General features: G+C 36.3%; 18 protein-coding genes. 4 read left to right on the forward strand and 14 right to left on the reverse strand.

From position 1 onward, the window contains the following. The first annotated feature begins 242 nt into the window (after positions 1 to 242). Complete coding sequence (locus CRO45_RS20375) at positions 243 to 659, forward strand: nuclease-related domain-containing protein (RefSeq protein WP_328588615.1); 417 nt, start codon at positions 243 to 245, stop codon at positions 657 to 659. Positions 660 to 1429: 770 nt separating this feature from the next. Here the strand turns inward: CRO45_RS20375 and CRO45_RS07795 are convergent. Both CRO45_RS07795 and CRO45_RS07800 read right to left on the reverse strand, forming a co-directional pair. Beyond that, entirely contained in the window at positions 1430 to 2296 is an 867-nt protein-coding gene (locus CRO45_RS07795) for a 2-oxoacid:ferredoxin oxidoreductase subunit beta (RefSeq protein WP_097149103.1), read from the reverse strand. Beyond that, positions 2296 to 4035 carry a 2-oxoacid:acceptor oxidoreductase subunit alpha gene (locus CRO45_RS07800; protein ID WP_097149104.1) on the reverse strand — a complete coding sequence of 580 codons (1740 nt, stop codon included), beginning with the start codon at positions 4033 to 4035 and terminating at the stop codon, positions 2296 to 2298. The genes CRO45_RS07795 and CRO45_RS07800 overlap by 1 nt, the downstream gene beginning before the upstream one ends. 385 nt (positions 4036 to 4420) lie before the next feature. Here CRO45_RS07800 and CRO45_RS19830 point away from each other — a divergent pair, with 385 nt between their 5' ends. The 3 genes from CRO45_RS19830 to CRO45_RS07815 all read left to right on the forward strand — a co-directional run bounded on the left by CRO45_RS19830 (position 4421) and on the right by CRO45_RS07815 (position 8745). Beyond that, on the forward strand, positions 4421 to 5455 hold the full coding sequence (locus CRO45_RS19830; RefSeq protein ID WP_101956402.1) for a Yip1 family protein: 1035 nt from the start codon (positions 4421 to 4423) through the stop codon (positions 5453 to 5455). A gap of 57 nt (positions 5456 to 5512) precedes the next feature. Then, on the forward strand, positions 5513 to 7297 hold the full coding sequence (locus CRO45_RS07810) for a TcaA NTF2-like domain-containing protein (RefSeq protein ID WP_097149105.1): 1785 nt from the start codon (positions 5513 to 5515) through the stop codon (positions 7295 to 7297). Positions 7298 to 7620: 323 nt separating this feature from the next. Then, on the forward strand, positions 7621 to 8745 hold the full coding sequence (locus CRO45_RS07815; RefSeq protein WP_097149210.1) for an NADH-dependent flavin oxidoreductase: 1125 nt from the start codon (positions 7621 to 7623) through the stop codon (positions 8743 to 8745). A gap of 886 nt (positions 8746 to 9631) precedes the next feature. On the opposite strand, the gene CRO45_RS07820 is transcribed toward CRO45_RS07815, so the two are convergent. From CRO45_RS07820 to CRO45_RS07875, 12 genes are all read right to left on the reverse strand, one after another. After that, complete coding sequence (locus tag CRO45_RS07820; protein ID WP_097149106.1) at positions 9632 to 10303, reverse strand: LptM family lipoprotein; 672 nt, start codon at positions 10301 to 10303, stop codon at positions 9632 to 9634. A gap of 198 nt (positions 10304 to 10501) precedes the next feature. Next, on the reverse strand, positions 10502 to 10768 hold the full coding sequence (locus CRO45_RS07825; protein ID WP_036174445.1) for a stage V sporulation protein S: 267 nt from the start codon (positions 10766 to 10768) through the stop codon (positions 10502 to 10504). Positions 10769 to 11018: 250 nt separating this feature from the next. After that, positions 11019 to 11816 carry a TIGR00282 family metallophosphoesterase gene (locus CRO45_RS07830; protein ID WP_097149107.1) on the reverse strand — a complete coding sequence of 266 codons (798 nt, stop codon included), beginning with the start codon at positions 11814 to 11816 and terminating at the stop codon, positions 11019 to 11021. A gap of 163 nt (positions 11817 to 11979) precedes the next feature. Then, positions 11980 to 12243, reverse strand: coding sequence for a hypothetical protein (locus CRO45_RS07835; protein WP_097149108.1), 264 nt, complete (start codon positions 12241 to 12243; stop codon positions 11980 to 11982). 196 nt (positions 12244 to 12439) lie between these two features. Continuing rightward, on the reverse strand, positions 12440 to 13144 hold the full coding sequence (locus tag CRO45_RS07840) for a CpsD/CapB family tyrosine-protein kinase (protein WP_097149109.1): 705 nt from the start codon (positions 13142 to 13144) through the stop codon (positions 12440 to 12442). Next, on the reverse strand, positions 13125 to 13880 hold the full coding sequence (locus tag CRO45_RS07845) for a YveK family protein (RefSeq protein ID WP_097149110.1): 756 nt from the start codon (positions 13878 to 13880) through the stop codon (positions 13125 to 13127). Before CRO45_RS07845 ends, CRO45_RS07840 begins: the two co-directional genes overlap by 20 nt. A 281-nt stretch (positions 13881 to 14161) precedes the next feature. After that, complete coding sequence (locus tag CRO45_RS07850; RefSeq protein ID WP_097149111.1) at positions 14162 to 15469, reverse strand: nucleotide sugar dehydrogenase; 1308 nt, start codon at positions 15467 to 15469, stop codon at positions 14162 to 14164. A 143-nt stretch (positions 15470 to 15612) separates the two neighbouring features. After that, a complete protein-coding gene (locus CRO45_RS07855; protein WP_097149112.1) occupies positions 15613 to 17418 on the reverse strand; it encodes a polysaccharide biosynthesis protein in 1806 nt (601 codons plus the stop codon). Positions 17419 to 17811: 393 nt separating this feature from the next. Further along, positions 17812 to 18573 carry a tyrosine-protein phosphatase gene (locus CRO45_RS07860; protein ID WP_097149113.1) on the reverse strand — a complete coding sequence of 254 codons (762 nt, stop codon included), beginning with the start codon at positions 18571 to 18573 and terminating at the stop codon, positions 17812 to 17814. A gap of 115 nt (positions 18574 to 18688) precedes the next feature. Beyond that, positions 18689 to 19405, reverse strand: coding sequence for a CpsD/CapB family tyrosine-protein kinase (locus CRO45_RS07865; protein ID WP_097149114.1), 717 nt, complete (start codon positions 19403 to 19405; stop codon positions 18689 to 18691). Next, entirely contained in the window at positions 19402 to 20106 is a 705-nt protein-coding gene (locus tag CRO45_RS07870) for a YveK family protein (RefSeq protein WP_097149115.1), read from the reverse strand. Before CRO45_RS07870 ends, CRO45_RS07865 begins: the two co-directional genes overlap by 4 nt. A 147-nt stretch (positions 20107 to 20253) precedes the next feature. Then, on the reverse strand, positions 20254 to 21447 hold the full coding sequence (locus CRO45_RS07875) for a lipopolysaccharide biosynthesis protein (protein WP_097149116.1): 1194 nt from the start codon (positions 21445 to 21447) through the stop codon (positions 20254 to 20256). Positions 21448 to 21454 lie beyond the last annotated feature (7 nt).

Consider the following 21454-nt stretch of genomic DNA (forward strand, 5'->3'; position numbering starts at 1 on the left):
GACTTCCCCTCTACAAACTCGGATAGATAGAGTTTAGCGGAATATTTTAGAGTAGATGTAAATAGTTGGTTAAGAATTTGTTAAACTTATCGCGCTTGAAATATATGGATATTTTAATAGAATAGTGAGTAAAGGATGATAAAGGATGTGAAATTTTATTGATTATAAAAAATAGGAAGAAGTCTACTGAATTATTGATCTTCGAATCTCTAAATAATCGGATGAAATTAGCGGAAAAGGACATGCTAAATTTTTACAATCTACGAAAGGGATTCGAGGGTGAGGTGCTGTTTGATCGTTACTTGGAACAGGTTAGGTGCGATTGTTTAATCTTGAACGACTTGCTTCTGCAAATGAACCAAAAGACTTTTCAACTTGATTCTTTGTTAATTACATCAGATTGTATTCATGTTTTTGAGGTTAAAAATTTTGAAGGCGATTATTATTACGATTCGGCGTCGGATCAACTCTTCCCCAAAACGAGAAACGTTGACATCGTGAACCCCCTCGTGCAGTTGATGCGCTCTGATACGTTGTTACGCCAATTACTAGAAAGTTTTGGATTGAGATTCCCCATCAAATCCACAGTTGTTTTTGTTAATCCACAGTTTACATTATATCAAGCCCCTATGGACAAACCTTTTATTTTACCAACATAAATAGAAAGATTTATTAATCAATTAAGTGCAAAATCATCTACGATTACGAATAAACATAGGGCGATTGCGGAAAAATTAATGTCTCTTCACTTATCGGAAAAGCCTTTTCAACAGATTCCTAAATTTGAGTACGATCAGTTGAAGAAAGGGATTCCGTGTGAGGCGTGCGGTTCGTTTATAGTTACTGTTGAAGGTCGCAGTTGCGTTTGCATAGGGTGCAGTCATCGGGAGTCGGTTACTTCAGCAGTGCTGCGCTGTGTGAGGGAGTTTAGGCTACTGTTTCCGAGTGAGAAGGTTACGACGAGTCGAGTGTATGATTGGTGTGGGGGTGTGGTGGAATCGAGGAAGAGGATTCAAAGGATTTTGGAAAGTAACTTAAGTGCAGAAGGAAGAAAACGTGGGAAAATGTATAATTAAAATGTTTTCTATTTTATGCAGGTGCTATTGCTCCATTATTACTTAGTTAATGGACAGTTCACCTGCTTTTTTCATGGGTTTTGTCCAGTATCACCTAGTTAATGGACAATTCTCTTGCTTTTTTCACCTGTTTTGTCCATTATCACCTAGTTAATTGACATTTCCCTTGCTTTTTTCACCTGTTTTGTCCATTATCACCTAGTTAATGGACAATTCCCTTACTTTCTCCATGGGTTTTGTCCATTATCACCTATTTAATGGACAATTCTCCTACATTTTTTCATCTGTATTGTCCATTATTCCTTGTATAACAATAAAAAACACGCCCCCATCAAAGGAGCGTGCCCAATCCATTACATAAATTCCTTAACCAACGCCTCAAAATCAGACTCGCTTAAAGATAGATCCGCTTCAACTAGCGGTTCTGCAGCGTAGCCAGAAAGTTTTTCTTGATAAGATGGAGTTTCTTTGTCTTGGTAGATGATGCCTGTTACTAGACCTTCTTTTTCCATGACTGTGCGCATTGCCAAATCTCTATCAGAAGAGTCGTAATCTTCTACGTCACTTAATTTCGTTAAGTGTTCTTTGAACCAATCATACGTATTTACTTTGTTGTATGTAACACATGGGCTAAATACGTTGATGAATGAGAATCCTTTGTGCTGAATTCCTGCTTCGATTAAAGCCGTTAACTCTTTAATGTCTGTTGAGAAACCTTGTGCAACAAATGTTGCGCCAGAAGATAACGCCACTTCAAGAGGTTTCAATGAAGGCTCGATTGCTCCACCTGGTGTTGACTTCGTAATGAAACCTTGTGCCGAACGCGGTGACGTTTGCCCTTTCGTTAAACCATAAATTTGGTTATCCATTACAACATAAGTAATGTCTAAATTACGACGGATCGCATGTACTGTATGACCCATACCGATTGCGAAACCGTCACCGTCACCACCTGATGCGATAACGTTTAAATCGCGGTTTGCCATTTTCAACCCTTGCGCTAACGGCAATGCGCGGCCGTGAATTCCGTGGAATCCGTATGAATTAATGTATCCTGCGATACGACCTGAACAACCGATCCCAGCAACGACTGCTAATTCATGTGGTTCAATTCCAACATTTGCTGCAGCGCGTTGGATCGCTGCTTGCACTGAGAAGTCGCCACAGCCAGGACACCAGTTAGGTTTCACTGAGTTACGAAAATCTTTAAATGTAGCCATTAGTCAAGCAGCTCCTTTACTTTAGTTTCTAGTTCACGTGGTAAGAACGGCGTACCGTCATACTTTGTGATGCTTGCCACTTTATCGTGACCGCCAACATTCATTTTCAAAATGTTTGCTAGTTGGCCTGTTTTATTATTTTCCACAACAACAATCTTTTTCGCTCCAGCTACTAAAGGAGCAACCTCAGCTGCAGGGAATGGGAATAATAAACGAATGTGTGCGTGGTTCACTTTCACGCCTTCAGCACCCAAACGTTCTTGAACTTCTTCGATTGCCCCGCGAGTTGAGTTAAATCCAACTAATAAAACATCCGCTTCCTCATGAGGAGCGTTCACATACACAGGTGTATCAAAGTTTAAGAAATCTAATTTTCGGAAACGTTTGTCCATTTGGATATGACGGTTACCTGGTGCTTCATTTGGTTTACCTGTTTCATCGTGCTCAACACCTGTTACATGGTGAATTCCGTTTGGCGTACCTGGGAATACACGTGGTGAAATGCCGTCATCCGTATTTTCAAAACGTTTAAAGTAATCTTTATTTTCCGGCTCAGGTAGTTCGCTTTCAACGATTTTACCGCGGCGGATTTCAATTTTAGAATAATCAAATGGATCAGCAGTTTGTTTACCAAGTGCCAATTGTAAGTCAGTCAACACGATAACTGGTAATTGCAATTCCTCTGCAATGTTAAATGCCTGAATTGTATCAAAGAACGCTTCTTCTATAGTTGACGGTGCAATTACTACTTTTGGAATTTCTCCGTGCGTACCATAGAACATCGCCATTAAGTCAGATTGTTCTTGTTTCGTAGGAAGACCCGTTGATGGACCTCCACGTTGCGTGTCAAAGATTACCAATGGTTGTTCTGTCATACCAGAAAGACCGATGGATTCCATCATTAACGATAAACCAGGTCCAGCTGATGCAGTAAATGCACGAACACCACCGTAGTTTGCACCGATTGCCATTGTAGCAGCAGCGATTTCGTCTTCTGTTTGAATAACTGCTCCACCAAATTGAGGAAGCTTTTTAATCATATACTCCATAATTTCTGAAGCTGGTGTAATTGGGTAAGCTGCCATGAAGCGAGAACCTGCAGCTAAAGCTCCAAGGGCAACCGCATCATTCCCGATGACGAACATACGACGTTTTCCGTCAGCAGGCTCTAATTCCCACTCACCTACACGCTCTCCAAGCAGTTCACTCATCACATCGTGACCGCGCTGAATCGCTTCCATGTTCTTTTTAACCACTTCTTCGCCTTTACGGCCGAAGATTTCGTCTACTACACTTTGGAATACTTTATTGTCCAAGTTTAATAAAGCACTAGTAGCACCAATTGCTACCATGTTTTTCATCAATGAAGTACCTAGTTCTGAAGCAATTTCCGTAAATGGTACAGCAAATAACGGTGCTTTTGAATCTTCAGGTTTTACCGGTTCAAATTTTGCATCCGCTAAAATAATACTTTTTTCAGTTAATTCTTTATAGTTAACGTCGATTGTTTCTTGATCGAAAGCAACTAATATATCTAAATCATCCGCAATTGCACGGACTTGAGTAGGTCGTACTGTAATTTTATTGTTCGTATGGCCACCTTTAATGCGAGAAGAGAAATGACGGTAACCGTATAGGTGATAGCCTAAACGATTCATTGCCATTGAGAAAATTTCACCCGTACTCTCAATACCTTCCCCCTGTTGCCCACCGACTTTCCACGAAAGCTGATGTAACATGATAACAACTCCTTAAAATCCATCTTTAATATTTCCTACATAAATATAACATGTCAATGTTCGGTAAGTAATCGAAAATCTTCTATTAAAAACAAATTCAGACCTTTGACCGAATGGTGTGTTCACGAATTTGTAAATAGTATGAACAATTTCCTTCAAACAAATGAAAATAAAATAAATCCCACTTCATTATTCTGAAAAAATTCACTTTAATTTTTAATTGAAAAAGCATTGTTTGTTCATGATTGGCAATATATCATAGATAAATAGGAGATATTACCAAAAAGTTCTAGGTAAATAGTAATTTTGAACTTTTATTCATATATCTCTATCTTTAGTTTCATATAATTGAATAAATACTTTAGAAAGTGAGAGAAGAACTAAAATGAAGAATTGTTTCGCATGTGGGAACGTCCAGGAAACTGGGAATTTCTGCGCTAAATGTGGTGGTACATTAACCGAAGCCGCTACGACAAATACCGGTGGTGCACCGAATCAAAATCCAAATCCACCGTTGGGGCAACAAGGATATCCGGTTCAACCTAGTCAACCAACGCCGAACTTCCAACAGCAGGGGCAACCAGCTCAATCTGGTCAACCAGGACAGCCGGGTCAGCCAGGACACCTAGGTCAACCGGGTCAGCCAGGGCAACCGGGGCAACCAAACTTTCAACAACCGCCATTCCAACAACAAGGCCAACCATTCCAACAACAACCGTTTCAGCAACCTGGCCAACAATATCAGCAACACCAGCAACATCAACAATTCCAACAAGCTGGGCCAGCACAACCAAATGTGCACATTGAAAAGGTAAAAGACCAATCAAAAATGTACTTTAACTATTTTCTAACTTATTTAAAACAACCTTCATCCATCTTTGGTACAGGTGAACGTCAATTTACAAACGGACTTATTTCAATAATTATTTATTCATTGATTATTGGTCTTTCTTTATTTGTTTTTGCAAATGCGCTTGCTGGATTCTTTGTAGACACAGGTGCGATTTTCTTTAACGCATTTGGTGGAGGGTTAATCTTTACCCTTGCAATTTTTGCGATAATCGTCATTTCATTACTCATCGTAGCAAAATTATTTGGTCCAGACTCGTCATGGAAAGAAATCGTCAGTTTACTAGGTACACTTAGTATTCCATCAATCCTTTTAGCAATTCTTTCACTGTTCTTCTTCTTAGTGAAATCGTATGAGTTTGGCTATTGGTTATTTTTAATTTCATTAGTTTTAATCATTTCTGCAATACCGTTATTCATTATCACAAAACTTTTAACAATTCGCTCAAAAAGTTTAGATTCATTTTACTCATATTTAGTGTATATTGTTATTTTCTCAATCCTGTTTTACTTACTAAATACAATCGTTTGGAACAACACAGTAGGAAAATATATGGATTTCTTTATGTAAATAAGACGTAGTAGTGTCCTGGAAGTTTCTAAAATAAAAATTGAAGAGGTTTCAACTATGAAAAAATTCTGTCAAGAGTGCGGCCATGAAGCAAAAGCCACTGATATTATGTGTACTAATTGTGGTACAGAAATTATTGATATTAATGATAAGCAACAATCTGCATCTCAAACAAAATTAAATACAGAAATGAAGCCTCAAAAAGGAAAACAGCCAATGTCAAAACAGCAAAAGATTCTCATCAGTGTTGTTGGGGCATTGGCTGTCCTAATAATAGGCTTTTCAGTTTGGGCAAACCTATACTTCTCAAAAGATTCTACAGAAAATCGATTTTACAAAGCGATTGAAAATAAAGATTCCGAACAATTAGAGCAACTTCTAATTTACGAAAACGGTTCTACCGCTACGAAAAATGAACTGGATGCATTCATAAAACTAGCGGATGATCTAAAAGAAAACGAACTTAAGAGTTTAGTAAATGTTGTACCTGATGGCAAATTCCTTGGTATATTCCAAAAGCATAAAGTACAAGCTATCGACCAATTTGCGTACTATAGTGGACCAACTGAAGGTCTTGAAATGCAATTCAATAATTCGAAAATAAAAGATCAAAAAGATAGTGATGGCATCACATACGGTCCCCTTCTACCGGGTATTTACACAGTGAATGTCAGCTTAGATAATGAATTCGGTAAATCCACTACGGAAATTGAAGTCACATTAGCGAATTCAACTTCTGAAAAAGTTTCGATGGACGAGCTTCCAATTGGTGTAGCAAGTGTCAATGTAGTAAATTACGATGGCGAATTAATGTCCAAAAGCCATTTACTGGTGAATGGGAATAAAGTCGAAATTGATGAAAACGGAGAATCCGGCAACTTCGGTCCCCTCTTCTTAGATGGTTCGCAGGAAGTAAAAGTCGTTGCGAACTATCCTTGGGGTGAAGTGGAATCAAAATCCTATTCTATCGATTCAAATTACATCGAAGTGGATGCATCGTTAGTTTCTGGTGACCAACTAGAAAAAATAAAAGAGGTTCTTCTTACATTTGGTGAAGAAATGCAAGATGCAAAAGCTCAATTATCAACAGACGTTTTCACAAGTGTTACAGATATATTGAGGGATGATTTCTTATACTTTGAAATTGACCCACTCCTTCGTGAAAATATTTATTACACAGGTAAATTAAATAAAGTTGAATTAAATGCCGATAACATGTGGCCACATAATGGACTAGTTGTAGTTCATTCCATGTTTGATTATTCTTACGCATTCTTCGAAGCTGGTGAAGAACCACCTGCTTTAGAAGATTACGAACTTCATTCATTTGTTGGACTAGCTTACGACGAATCAACGCAAGAATGGAAGGTAAGCTATATTGAAGCTGACAATCACGAAGGTGTAGACCCAACGGATACTTTGAAAGGTTCTGAAGTGGTTTACGCACCAAGTGATGAAGCAATAACAGTTTCGGGAACTGATCTTCGAGCGGAAATGCAAGAGTTTATGGAAGCTTATACAATTGCAAGTGTGGATGCAATTAACTTCCGTGACATTTCGCATATGAGCCCTTATCTCACTTCTGACGGCCCTCGCTATGAGGAAGCGTTAGATTATATCGCTTACTTAGAAAATGCGGGAATAACGGAAGAATACGTTTCAACTGAGGTTGTGGATGTGGTAGATCACGGAGATGGCTCGTACTTAGTGACGACACACGAAGAATTCATCATCTTCTATCCTACAAGAGAATCTCAAAACCGATACGAAACGGTTGTGGAAGTGAAGAAAGAAAACGGCTCGTGGAAAGTGCATAAGTTAGTTTCGACGAAGGGAATATGATTGGAACGCATGGTAAAGGAATTTGCCATGCGTTTTTATATTAACGGGAAAAATTCCACTTATTGTATTTGGTAGGGGCAAAAAAGTTTGAAATAGAGGGAGATTTTCTGCTTAACTGTTCATATTTAGTCGAAATTCAGGAATTTTGAAAAATTAAATGAAAAAACTCCTCTTATTTGTAGGCAAATACAGATATTTCTCAATCTTATATGGAATATCTCCCCCTTATTTCCATTTCCACGAAACAAAGCAACCTATTTGAAAATTAAAACGACTAAGCGTATCGTTAAATAGGAGATTTGACTAGATTGGGGGAGAAAGTTATGAATGAGAAATATAAGGATTTATTTTCACCTTTAACATTACCGAATGGTGTGGAATTGAAAAACCGATTAGTAATTGCACCAATGACTCACTATTCATCGAATCCAGATGGGACGGTTACTGAAGATGAGTTAAGATACTATGCCCGTCGTTCCGGTGGTGTGAGTGCAGTGATTACTGCTTGTACCTATGTTATTCAGAATGGTAAAGGCTTTTTCTATCATTTTGGTGCGGACCGCGATGAATTGATTCCAAGTTTACGGAAGGTTGCTACAGCCATAAAAGAGCAAGGGGCAAAAGCGATTCTACAGATTTACCATGGTGGTAGACAGAGCCCTCCGGATTTAGTACCGAATGGTGATATTGTCAGCGCAAGCGCAATCCCAGCTGAAAGACCCGGTGCTAAAACACCTCGTGCACTTACTGAAACAGAAATTGAAGAAATCATTGATGCCTTTGGAGAAGCGACGCGACGTGCAATCGAAGCGGGCTATGATGGTGTGGAGGTACATGGTGCAAACGGCTACCTCGTTCAACAATTTTTCTCACCACATTCCAATCGTAGAGAAGACCGATTTGGTGGCAGCTTAGAAAGAAGAATGGCTTTCCCATTAGCTATTATTGATAAAATTAATAGTGTCGTAGCAGCTCATGCGAAATCCCCTTTCATTGTCGGCTACCGTTTTTCACCTGAAGAAGCTGAAACACCAGGAATCACAATGGTTGATACGCTAAAATTCGTTGATGTCCTCGCTGATCAAGGATTAGATTACCTTCACGTTTCTTTAGGAGACTTTTTCTCAACGCCAAGAGTCGGTGTAGATGATTTAACGAAAACGCGAGTCGAATATTTGCTAGAAACGATTGATAACCGAGTTCCGCTTATTGGTGTTGGGTCCATTCAAACTGCGGATGATGCGCGGAAAGCATTGGATACTGGCGTTGCTCTTTTGGCAATCGGGCGAGGAATTATCGTAGATCCTGACTGGGTTCAAAAAATCCAAGAAGGTAGAGAAAATGAAATCATCACAAAAATTAACCGAAACAATCAAAAGGAATTAGTCATTCCAGATGGTTTATGGCATAAAATTATGAACGTGCCTGGATGGTTCCCGGTGGAATAAATAACAAAGCCTATGAAATTCACTCTATAAAAATTTCATAGGCTTTTATTTCTAAATGTTGGTGTTTCGATAAATGATTCTGGGTAAGGCGTAACCAGATAAATTATAAAAGACAAATCTAAAGAATACCTTCGCCAAATGTCTTTTATAAACCTTATAAAGTACAAATCTAATGGTAATCCTGCTCCAAATGTCTTTTAGAGACCTTATAAAAGACATTACTAAGGGAAAACCTAGGCGAATTGCCTTTTAGAGCCTTTATAAAAGACATTTCTCAGAGTAATCCTGCTCCAAATGTCTTTTAGACACCCTATAAAAGACATTACTAAGGGAAAACCTAGGCGAATTGTCTTTTAGAGACCCTATAAAAGACATTTCTCAGAGTAATCCTGCTCCATATGTCTGATAGAGACCCTTTAAAAGACATTTCTCAGAGTAATCCTGCTCCAAATGTCTTTTAGAGTCCTTATAAAAGACATTTCTCAGGGAAATCCTACTCCAAATGTCTTTTAGAGACCTTATAAAAGACATTTCTCAGGGAAATCCTGCTCCAAATGTCTTTTAGAGACCTTATAAAAGACATTTCTCAGAGTAATCCTGCTCCAAATGTCTTTTAGAGTCCTTATAAAAGACATTTCTCAGGGTAATCCTACTCCAAATGTCTTTTAGAGACCTTATAAAAGACATTTCTCAGAGTAATCCTGCTCCAAATGTCTTTTAGAGACCTTATAAAAGACATTTCTCAGGGAAATCCTGCTCCAAATGTCTTTTAGAGTCCTTATAAAAGACATTTCTCAGGGAAATCCCGCTCCAAATGTCATTTAGACCCCTTATAAAAGACAAAACCTAGCCTAAATTTGAGCGAACCGTCTTTTATAAAACTATACTATAATTCAATAAGTTGATCAGTTGCTTGATATTCTAAAATTTCATTTGCAGTATCCTTAGCCCATTTCAAAGCTTCTTCTTCATCCATGTTATATTTGACACTAACTAACTTCGCGACAATGATGTCATGTAGTAGAGGATCGTACACTTGTCCATCATTAGTAAGCTCTTCGTACTTTTCCATCATAAAATCAAACATATCACGACTAGAATCATAGATTTCATCCCCATTCAGATACAAGCTAGATGGGAAACTTGGATCGTAGGTATACACATCATCACCGAAATGTAACTCAATTAGGCTAATCGTACAACTAATATTCTCCCCACACCAAAGATCGGTTTGAATATAACCACGAACTGGCTGTGAATGTAATAATGTTAATTGTAGTTCATTTAATTTCCGAATAATGTTCGAAAATACGATGAACTTTTCTTGATCCGTTAAATTAATAAATTCATCACTAGCATCCGTTTTAATCGTTATGTATTTATTATCATCACCGCCGCCGATCACACTACTAAATGGTTCGGCAATATATTTCTCTATTTTAGGTGAAGTTAGATTGATTGTAAGTCGATCGATATCTTCAGTCGTCATTTCATCACCACAAGCAGAAAGCCAAAAGATACTCATGAACAATGATAATAGGCAAAATAATTTCTTCATAATTTCCTCCAAAATAACTATTTTCTTAGGAAACTATAGCATGAAAATAAATATTAATACCTAATAACATTCAACACTTCTATATTCCAATATTTCTAAATCTTTATCCCGAACAACCTTCATCTTTCAGTCCCAAAAGAAAAAGATGACCTCAAAAGCACATTCTGCTTTTGGGCCACCCCTTGAACCTTTGAACGATTATCTTGTACGTTTTTCAACAACAAGTTTCAATGCTGTTCGATCTTCACCAGCAATCGTAATATCTGCAAATGCTGGAGCGCAAATTAAATCTGTTCCACTAGGTGCAACAAAGCCGCGCGCAATCGCTACTGCTTTCACTGCTTGGTTTAATGCACCTGCACCTACTGCTTGCATTTCTGCGTAACCTTGCTCACGAATAACAGCAACAAGCGCACCTGCAACAGAATTTGGATTAGAGCGAGACGATACTTTTAATGAATCCACAACTATTCCTCCCCATAGAGCTTTATTATGTGTTTGTTGAATGAAACGGTATTTGTGGTTTCGTTCATTCAAAGGACGTTTAAGTTTGTGTCCGTATCACATTTTATGCTGCTCATTAGTCAAATAGAATCAAAAGAAAATGTAATTTGTATTATTAGGAAATTTATTTTTATAAAAAATGAATTCCGAAACCGCTAGCCGCAAAAAAATAAAGACCACCCTAATATGTAGGGTGGTCTACCGCAATATTCTACGCCTCAAACGGATAATCCGCATTTATATAAATTCGCTCACACGATTTAGCTTTACCTGTTTTATTGTCAATATCAACAAAAAATCCGCTTAACACTTCTCTACCCTTTTTCGGAACTTCAAAGCGGGAAGGCATGTTCGTTTGGAATTTATAAATTACACTTTCTTTTGTCATTCCAAGAACTTCATCGTAAGGACCGGTCATTCCTACATCTGTAATGTATGCTGTCCCTTCCGGATAAATGCGAGCATCCGCTGTTTGCACATGCGTATGAGTTCCAACTAACGCAGACACTCGGCCGTCTAAATGCCAACCAAGAGCGATTTTTTCGCTTGTCACTTCAGCGTGGAAATCGACAAAAATTAATGGAGATATTTTGCGTGCTTCTTCAACAAGTTCATCAGCCACCGCAAATGGATCGTCATGGGGTGGTAAAAATACACGACCATGGAGATTAATTACCGATAATGTTACTCCACCCTTTTCAATTTGCACAACCCCTTTACCTGGTGCGTCTTTTGAAAAGTTTGCAGGTCTTACCAGATAATCTGCATCGTCAATAAACTCAAAAATATCTTTATTATCCCATGTATGGTTACCCATCGTAATAACATCAACGCCAGCTTGCAACAGTTGTTGATAAATATTGTACGTAATCCCGCGCCCTGCCGCTGCGTTTTCCCCATTGGCAATAACAACATCAGGCTGATATTTTTTCTTTAGACGTGGCAAATATTTTTCTACTGCATCTCGTCCAATCGATCCTACAATATCTCCAATAAAAATTACTTTCATTTATATAATCACTCTTTCTAATTAAACAATCTTGTACAATCTTAACATAAGTGATTGATTTTTGGTTGTTTGATTGTAAATTGAGGCCCGCGTGGTGAGAGTTGATGAGGATTTTATGGAAAGCACAAACCCGAACTGCTTGCGCTTTCCCAGAATCAAAACTTCAAACAAAAACTTGTAGCAGAACAATCTTAAAAGCAAACGTAAATAGTCCAATCAAAATCCCATACATTGCAAGCCGGCGATTATGACCCTTTGCCAATCCGACCATTCCAAACAAAATCGCTATCATCCAGATTGGTGCAAACACCCAACCGACAAAAGGAAGCAAACTTAAGAAAAAACCTAAAACGGCAATCCAAAAAGAAACCGTGGCAGCAGCATTCGTTTGCGTTTGCTTATTCATGACAACCCCTTTATCATTCATTCAACCAACCCTTTTCCACGAAAATTAATATTACCACTATTTTTCACCAGTTTTAGCTCAACTAATCAACTGATATTAATTTCCATATAATATTTTTTCGCTAGGTTAGATAAAAGATCGCAAAGGGAAACAAAAACACAAAAAAAAACGCAATCCCATTTGAAATCGCGTTCAACAGAATTTATTAAATTGATCATCATTTATACTCACTATAATAATAATGGTTATTCGGTAATTTGAAATTATTTAAAACTACTCCGAGGATTTTAGCATGAGAAGCTTCTAGAAGGGATTTAGCTTTTAATACATCAGCACGGTTAACTTTACCTGAATTGACAACAAGAATTGTCCCGTCACAAATATTAGAAATAATTTGGGCATCAGTTACTGGCAGTAATGGTGGGGCATCGAAAATAATGACATCAAAATACTGTTCAAATATTTCCATAAGTTTGTTCAAAGTTTTTGAAGCTAGTAGTTCAGAAGGGTTCATAGGCACTGGACCACTAGGCAAGATATATAATTCAAAAATAAAAGTCTCTTGTACAGATTCCATATACGTAACCTTTTTTGACAATGTGTTTGATAAACCGTATCTATTCTCTATATCAAATGTAGAATGTAATGTTGGTCTACGCATATCTGCGTCTATAATTAATACTCTCTTTCCTTCCTTTGCAAACACTACAGCTAAATTTGAAGCTATGGTTGATTTTCCTTCTCCAGCAGTAGACGAAGTAACCAAGATTTTTTTCACATCATGATCAGGTAATGTAAAATTAATGTTCGAACGAATCGTATTGAATTGTTCCGCAATAACTGATTTAGGTTCTAAAAAAGTGATTAAGCTGTTTGGTCCTAAAGAGGTTTTTTGCTTATCATCACTTCGAGTATTTTCCATACTTAGTTCCCCCTCTCCTCCTCCGTTTTTTTCTCAAAGTATCAGGAATTTTATTATCTATTTCTTTTCGGTAAGTACTAATAACACCTATAATTGGTAGCTCTAAATAATCCTCAATATCTTTTTCTCTTTTAATCGTTGTATCTAAAAACTCTAATAAATACGCTATGCCAATCCCTACTAAAATACCAACTACTAATCCAATAACAAGATTTAATAGTATATTTGGTTTAACAGGATGAGGATTAGCACTTATATCTGCTTCTGTTAAAATATTGACATTATCGACACTCATAATCGTCGGTATTTGTGAACTAAAAATTTTGGAGATAGTATTTGCTAGTTCAACAGCTAATTCGTAATTTTTATGTTGCACTTTTATATTAACGACTTTAGAATTTTCCGCGTGCGATACTGAAATTTGTTTCGTTAATGTTTCGTAATCCGACTCTAATTCTAATTCTTTGATTACCAGATCTAATATGGCAGGACTTTTTATAATAACGTTATAAGTATTAATTAACTTTAAATCTCTTTCTAAAAGGTCAGAAGCATTGACTTCCGAATTACTTTTACTATTAATTAATATTTGCGTTTCCGCTTCATAGACTGGTTTCATAAAAAATAGAGTGATAAATCCTGTTAATCCAACTGATACAATTACAATGCTTAATATTATCAAAATACGTTTTACTAACGCTCTATAAATTTGTTGGAAATCAATAGTACCCCACACAATGCACGGTCCCCCTTGAACTATTTAGTTGCGAAAGAGCTATAGATTCATAGGTATTATAGGATTATTTAGAGCTTATTAGAGACCTACCTCACTCCATAAAATATGCATAAGAAGTAGCAAATGACTGTGCTTATAATCAACTTTTGTATGATTTGAAATAGTTAAGTTCGAAGGGGACCATTTGGCCGAGTAACTTATCTATGTACCTGTAATACTGTTAAAATAAAGAATCAGTGTGATTCACGAAATTCTTTGTGAACCCTACACTGACCCTGTTTTTATAACAACTCTATTTTTCCTCTACTAATAATCTCTTTCATTGCATTTTTAGTATCAAAGATAATCTTTGCATGTTTTTCCACAAAAGAATAATCGACACTTGAATGATTCGTTGTAATCATGACCAAATCCGCGCTACGAATTAACTCTTCTGTTAATTCAGGTTCCCCTTTTTTCAATACTTCAAGGAACTTATACTCAGAGATAAAGGGATCAAAAAATCTTACATTTGCCCCCTCATTTTCTAATTCCTCAATGATTCGAATCGCAGGACTTTCTCGGTAATCATCAATATCTTGCTTGTAAGCTATGCCGAGTACGAGTATGTTAGAACCATTTAACGCTTTTTTTGATTGATTTAGTATTCGGCTTGCGCGTTCTACACAGTATTCTGGCATTCGATCATTAATCATCATAGAAGCTTCAATCATAGACGTATGAAAACCATATTCCCTTGCCTTCCACGATAAATAATAAGGATCTAGTGGAATACAATGTCCACCGATACCCGGTCCAGGATAAAACGCCTGAAATCCATAAGGTTTTGATTTCGCTGCGTCAACGACTTCCCAAAAATTAATACCCATCTTGTTACATAAAATGGATAATTCATTGACAAGCCCTATATTAATGTTTCGGTAAGTGTTTTCTAAAATTTTTTCCATTTCGGCGATGGCTGGAGATGATACTCGATGAATTGGTGCTTCTAAAATGCTTTCATATAAAGTGGCCGCAATATCCGTACATTTTTCAGTAACGCCACCAACAACTTTAGGAGTATTTTTTGTTTTGAAGAATATATTCCCTGGGTCTACACGTTCTGGTGAAAATGCAAGATAGAAATCTACACCACACTTTAAACCTGATAATTCTAAAATTGGTTTTAGTAATTCTTCTGTTGTTCCGGGGTAAGTTGTAGATTCTAGCACAATTAACATTTCTTTATGCATATAGGGGACAATATTTTGAGCAGAAGTTTTTACATAACTAATGTCGGGTTGTTTATGTTGATCGAGTGGGGTTGGGACGCAAATACAAACACAATCAGCTTTTGCTACTTCTGCAAAATCTGATGTCGCACGTAAATAGCCAGAATTTACAATTTCCTGTAAATCTTCATTTACCACATCCCCTATATAATTAATACCCGTATTCACTTTACTCACTTTCCATTCTTGAATGTCAAATCCAATCGTTTTATAGCCTGCTTTCGCTTTCTCTACTGCAAGTGGAAGACCAACATAACCAAGTCCAATCACTCCGAGTACGGCGGTTTTATTTAATAACTTTTCTTTTAAAGTGCTCATTTTACCACCTATCTAGTTTTCATAGTAATTGTAGTTTTGGGTAAAAATTAACTGGTGGATTTAAGTGATAAAGTCACGCATTCATTATAATAATGCCCGATTTTCACTCAAACCCACTCGAACAAAATACTCAAATTGCATTTTCAACCTTTCCATCCTTTACCATTTGCTACATCAATGACGTGCCTCTTTAGTTCTTGACTTTCAAGAGTTTCTAGTTCTGACAGCAACGACATTAACCTTTTTTCATCGGGACAATGTGCTTTCCCAATATAAATTTTTGGGAAAATGAATTCATCTTGAATTTCTTCCGAGTTTAATAATTCCTCATACATCTTCTCGCCAGGGCGTATACCAGTAAATTCAATTCCAATCTCTTCTTCGGAAAATCCTGACAACCGGATTAAGTTTTTAGCCAAATCAAGTATTTTAATGGGTTCACCCATATCCAATACGAATACTTCGCCACCCTTTGCTAAAACACCGGCCTGTAATACTAACTTCGATGCCTCTGGTATAGTCATGAAATACCGTGTCATCTCCGGATGTGTCACTTTAACAGGGCCACCTTTTGCGATTTGTGCCCGAAATCTAGGTACGACACTACCACGGGATCCAAGTACATTTCCAAACCGAACTGCTGCAAAGTTTGTATCACTTTCTCTAGCTAAGTTTTGAATAATCATTTCAGCAATCCGTTTTGTAGCACCCATCACGTTTGTCGGATTAACAGCTTTATCGGTAGAAATCATCACAAAATTTGAAACTTTAAAATGATGAGCTGCATCTGCTATGTTTTGAGTCCCGAAAATATTATTCCTCACAGCTTCCCTCGGGTTATATTCCATTAAAGGCACATGTTTATATGCTGCCGCATGATAGATAACATCTGGTTGATATTGTTGAACCACTTCAAAAATTGTTTCTCGATCTTTCACGTCTGCAATAACAGGTACAAAATCAATTTCGCTAAATTGTGGGTTCTCCATTAACTCAAGATGGATGGAGAAAATAGAAAACTCCCCATGACCCAATAAAATTAACTGTTTTGGTTTAAAACAGGCTACTTGTCGACAAATTTCAGAGCCTATTGAACCTCCAGCACCTGTCACGAGAATTTTTTTATTCATTATTTTGTTCGAAATTGCTTCCATATCAAGTTTAACTTCTTCTCTACCAAGAAGATCTTCAATCTTAACTTCATTCATGTCATGAAACTGTACTTTTCCAGTCATAATGTCTTCAATTTTTGGCATCGTCTTAATTTTTGCTTTTGTTTTTTTGCACAGTTCATAAATTCTCTTCAACTGCATTTTATCAAGGGATGGTATCGCTAAGATGATAATATGAATATCTTTTTCTTGAACAATTCGGGGTATATCATCTGTTGTTCCACACACTTCAATTCCCCATAGACTAAGATGTTGCTTATTTTTATTGTCATCGACGATAGCCACCACTTCATACTCTTTTAACTGATTTCTCTGGATACTACGAATGAGCATTGTTCCCGCTCCCCCTGCACCTACCACTAATACTCTCTTTAAATTCCCTCGTGGTTTTGTGCTTTTCATCTCGTGGAATATTCGCAAAATAACGCGAGGAGTACCGATTAACACTTGAAGAAGCAACCATATTATTAAGTTTTCACGGAAATCGACAGTACCTTGAAGGATCAGTTGACAAAAGCTTGCAACGATGACTGAAGAGGTAGTCACAAAACTAACTGACCATAAATCTCGAACGGATGCGGCACTCCATATTCTTGTAAATAAGTGAAGGAAATAAGCTAAAATTTGATAAGTTAGAATTAGGGAAGTAGCGCTAATGATAAAAGAATTATTGAAATTCAGTGAAGGATTAACTAACCAATATCCAATAAAAACAGCCGAAAGTGCACTAAGTGAGTCCAATACGAAAAAAATGAAATACCTGATCTGATAATTCAACTTTTTGCACCTCTTTTAATTTGGCGACTCCCACATTCAAAACATGATTTGATTGGTAGGAAAAAGGAAATAAATTTCCATTATTCTAGGATTAGTATATAAAAATTAGTAACAACGAACTGTATAGATGCCTATTATTTTTAATAAAAGTTTCCTAGGCAAAAGAGGTGTATTTGTTTCTAGAAAATGGAGAAATTAAGGATGGTCTCGAATATTAGGACTTTATTGAGAGAAACTAGATTGCAAATGTCATGTAATTCTATCAATGGGTCTAATCGCTAATGCTTCAGCCTCAAAAAATAAGTTCACATTCGTGGGGATTAGGATACTAAAAAGCCAAAAAGAAAAAACCATGAGAAACACTCATGGTTTTTACTTCACACATATTCTATCTTAAAATAATTTCCACCATTTTTTCTTTTCATATCGAGGTTCATATTGAACCAGTTGTTGATTTAAAAGTACTCGTCGATTGTTTTCTAGAAACAACTGAATCGAATCCAACTCTTTTTGTTTCTCCAAATAATCTAATCCCTTACGGAATAAAAAAGGTCGCGTCGATAAATTATGCGCGTCCGAACCATACGTATGTACTAAATTATTAGTGACTAATTCAAGTGAAAGTTTCTGAACCTTCTTCCCAAAGTGTCCAGCTAGACTACTTGCGGTAATTTGAGCAAATGCACCATCGCGAATTAAACTCTCTAACCGCTTCGGGTTTTCTGCAATCCCCCTATTCCTTTCAGGATGTGCAATAATCGGAGTAGTACCGACACTTAATAAGTCACGAATAATGTATTTTGTATAATGCGGAACAGTATTCGATGGAAGTTCTATCAACAAATAGCGTGAGTTTGCAAGGGTATAAATTTCCTTTGATTCATATAAACCCACCAATTTTTCATTCAATCGAACTTCATGACCAAGGTGAATGGACAGAGGGATCCCTCGTTGGTCCATTTCATTTTGCAACTGTTTTACTTGATTTTTTACTACTTTAGCAGGAACAGAATATTGTGGATGGTAAAGATGTGAAGTTGAAATGATATTTCTGATTCCTTCATTGGCGGCTGTTTCCAACATTTCAATGGACTGTTCAATCGTTCCTGGTCCATCATCCACGTTAAATAAAATATGTGAATGGATATCAATCACGTTCCCCACTCCTTTTTACAAAATTCTCTAATTTTGGATAATAAAAAAATCGATTTGATTCACACGCTTCGTGACAAATCGACTTTTTCATTTCACAGCCTTAATATCCTATCAATTATTCATATTTATAATTAGTTTGATAATGATAATGACTTTCAGTCAATTTATAGTTATTTAAAATCACACCTAACAGCTTCGCATGAGTGGAAAGGAGAATTTCTTTCGCTTTCATGACATTTTCCTTTTCTGTCACTCCCGTATTAATGATTAATAGTGTACCATCACATTTATGAGCTAAAATCTGTGGATCAGAAACGGACAGTACAGGGGGTGCATCAAAAATAATAACATCGTATTTTTTCTTCATTTCTTCTATGAAAAAATCCATATTTTTTGAAAGTAGAAGTTCCGTAGGATTTGGAGGAATAGGACCACTGGTAATGATATGAAGTTTATAAATAAATGATTCTTGAATTACTTTTACGAGGTTATTTCGATTCGCTAATACATTCGACAATCCGAGTGAATTTTGTAGTTGAAAGGTGTAGTGTATGGTTGGTTTACGCATATCTGCATCTACTAATAGTACTTTTTTTCCCTCTTGGGCAAACACAACTGCGATATTGGCAGCATTGGTTGACTTTCCTTCACCTGGAGTTGAAGATGTAATGACAATTGACTTTAATTCTTTATCTGGTAAAGAAAAATTAATATTTGTACGTACTGTTCTAAATTGCTCTGAAATAATCGAATTGGAGTCAGTGAACGTTACAAGATTGCGTTGCGGATTCTTACTAATTGTATGCTTCTTTTTAAACAAGCCCCTTTTCATCTCTTGTTGTCACCCACCTCTTTAGGCGATTCAATCGTACTAATAATTCCAATAATAGGTAAATCAAGAATCTCTTCTACATCTTTTTCGGACTTAATCGTGGAGTCAAACATTTCAATCAGTAACGCAATACCAATTCCCATCATAAAACCAAGCACAGCAGCAATCGATATGTTTAGCAATTTATTTGGTTTAATGGGTTTTGGATCGTCACTCAATTTAGCTTTAGATAAAATATTAATATTATTAATACTCATGAGACTAGGGATTTCCTTTTGAAAAACTTCTGCGATTTTATTTGCCATAATAACCGCTTGTTCTGGATTGTCATCTTCTACTTTGATATTTATCACTTTTGATTTGTTTTCATTTGTAATCGTGATTTGTTTTGACAACTCTTCTGTTGTTAGAGGTAATTTAAGTTCATCAATTACCTTAGTTAAGATTGCCGGACTTTTAATGATGACGTTGTATGTGTTGATGAGCTGTAATTCACTTTCGAGATAACTCCAGCTCATGTTTTCGATGCCTTTATTGTTTTGATTTACTAAAATTTGTGTTTGAGCTTCATAGACAGGTTTAAGAATAAAAAAGCTAAACACTGCTGCGATCCCAGCTGCGACCAATACAAAACTCATGATTAAATAAAAACGCCTCAGTAGAAATTTCATGAAATGTTTTAGATCTAATGCATTGGCCATTACAACCCCCCTTTAATACTAGGATTCAATACATTATTTATTACGTCCTTAAGTCAACATACTTTCGTTTTGTTGGAATTATTCGAATAGAAGAAAATTACGTCAAATTTTGAAGTGTAATAAACTATTAAACTCTTTGCAATCGAATCATTTCTTTTTGTTCTTAAATACAAAAATCCCAACCAATAATATAAGTTGATACACATTGGAGATAAGGATTCCAATACAGAACCCCATTAGACCATATTGCTGGAATAAAAGGATTGAGGAAATTACATAAACAACGACATTAGAGCCATTAATCACTAGCTGCCAATGTATATGCATAAATTTCAAAACGAATGGATGAACAACAGAACCCATTAAACCAACAATCGCGGTTGCAGTCGTAATAAAAATATAGTACAACGATTCAGTTGCCCAACTCGGATAAAGAAGGTGTAAAACAAATGGACTGATCAGAATGGAAAATATATAACCAACAACTCCAACAATTCCTGTAACTAACAAAATCGATAAAAATCGCCTTGTACTAAAACTTTCATACTTTGCTATATAACTTAAAATAACTCCATTAATTGGAGTAATAATCATGGACATAATTTTTCCTATTAAAGTAGATGTATAATAGATAGAAACTGCTGCTGGACCTAGTAACGGAAAGATCAGTAATTTATCTGCGTAATTTAATATATCTTTTAATAGAGAAGAAAATAGAAGTATGACACTTTTGTAGGTTGTCTTTTTATATAATTTTGTAATGACTAATGGTTCGAGGATTAAATCTGATTTTCGTACTATGTAAAGCAAACTAATACTATAACCTAATAGAAAAATAAACTGCCATTTCCCAGTTAAATAAAATAAAAAAGTGCCATAAATATAGCCGATCCCTAAAAAATAGTTATTATACAAAATCGCTTTAAAATCTAAATCTAATCGAAAACTGACAATTAAATATTCTCTTACTAGATTTAAGCCTGAAATGAGCAAAATAGAGATGAGATGTAAAAGAGAAAAGTTTTCTACATAGTAAACAATCCCGACAATCATCATTAAAGTAGAAATAAACAAACTCGTTGATAACAAAAAGTTAAAATCCCCAGAAGTTCTCTCTCTTTTGTATTCCTCATTATAAAGTAGTCGGATATTGTTCAACACATTTCCAAATGGAAAACTTAGAAGTGTATATAGACTGATGATTGTAACGATCCGTCCATACTCCTCATCTCCTAATTGTATACCTATAAAAGGGAGAGAGAGAAACTGAAGTATTGCAATGGGGATGGCCATCGCAAGGATGTTATACAATGAATCTTGCAAAAATTTAAACTTATTCAATTTGAGT

It is taken from the genome of Ureibacillus acetophenoni (genome assembly GCF_900220965.1).
Lineage (GTDB): Bacteria > Bacillota > Bacilli > Bacillales_A > Planococcaceae > Ureibacillus > Ureibacillus acetophenoni.

What these genes read in the sequence shown, in the direction of transcription:
- CRO45_RS20375 (WP_328588615.1), top strand. Translation starts at nt 243, where the DNA reads ATGCTAAATTTTTACAATCTACGAAAGGGATTCGAGGGTGAGGTGCTG.
- CRO45_RS07795 (WP_097149103.1), bottom strand. Translation starts at nt 2,296, where the DNA reads ATGGCTACATTTAAAGATTTTCGTAACTCAGTGAAACCTAACTGGTGT.
- CRO45_RS07800 (WP_097149104.1), bottom strand. Translation starts at nt 4,035, where the DNA reads ATGTTACATCAGCTTTCGTGGAAAGTCGGTGGGCAACAGGGGGAAGGT.
- CRO45_RS19830 (WP_101956402.1), top strand. Translation starts at nt 4,421, where the DNA reads ATGAAGAATTGTTTCGCATGTGGGAACGTCCAGGAAACTGGGAATTTC.
- CRO45_RS07810 (WP_097149105.1), top strand. Translation starts at nt 5,513, where the DNA reads ATGAAAAAATTCTGTCAAGAGTGCGGCCATGAAGCAAAAGCCACTGAT.
- CRO45_RS07815 (WP_097149210.1), top strand. Translation starts at nt 7,621, where the DNA reads ATGAATGAGAAATATAAGGATTTATTTTCACCTTTAACATTACCGAAT.
- CRO45_RS07820 (WP_097149106.1), bottom strand. Translation starts at nt 10,303, where the DNA reads ATGAAGAAATTATTTTGCCTATTATCATTGTTCATGAGTATCTTTTGG.
- CRO45_RS07830 (WP_097149107.1), bottom strand. Translation starts at nt 11,816, where the DNA reads ATGAAAGTAATTTTTATTGGAGATATTGTAGGATCGATTGGACGAGAT.
- CRO45_RS07835 (WP_097149108.1), bottom strand. Translation starts at nt 12,243, where the DNA reads ATGAATGATAAAGGGGTTGTCATGAATAAGCAAACGCAAACGAATGCT.
- CRO45_RS07840 (WP_097149109.1), bottom strand. Translation starts at nt 13,144, where the DNA reads ATGGAAAATACTCGAAGTGATGATAAGCAAAAAACCTCTTTAGGACCA.
- CRO45_RS07850 (WP_097149111.1), bottom strand. Translation starts at nt 15,469, where the DNA reads ATGAGCACTTTAAAAGAAAAGTTATTAAATAAAACCGCCGTACTCGGA.
- CRO45_RS07865 (WP_097149114.1), bottom strand. Translation starts at nt 19,405, where the DNA reads ATGAAAAGGGGCTTGTTTAAAAAGAAGCATACAATTAGTAAGAATCCG.
- CRO45_RS07870 (WP_097149115.1), bottom strand. Translation starts at nt 20,106, where the DNA reads ATGGCCAATGCATTAGATCTAAAACATTTCATGAAATTTCTACTGAGG.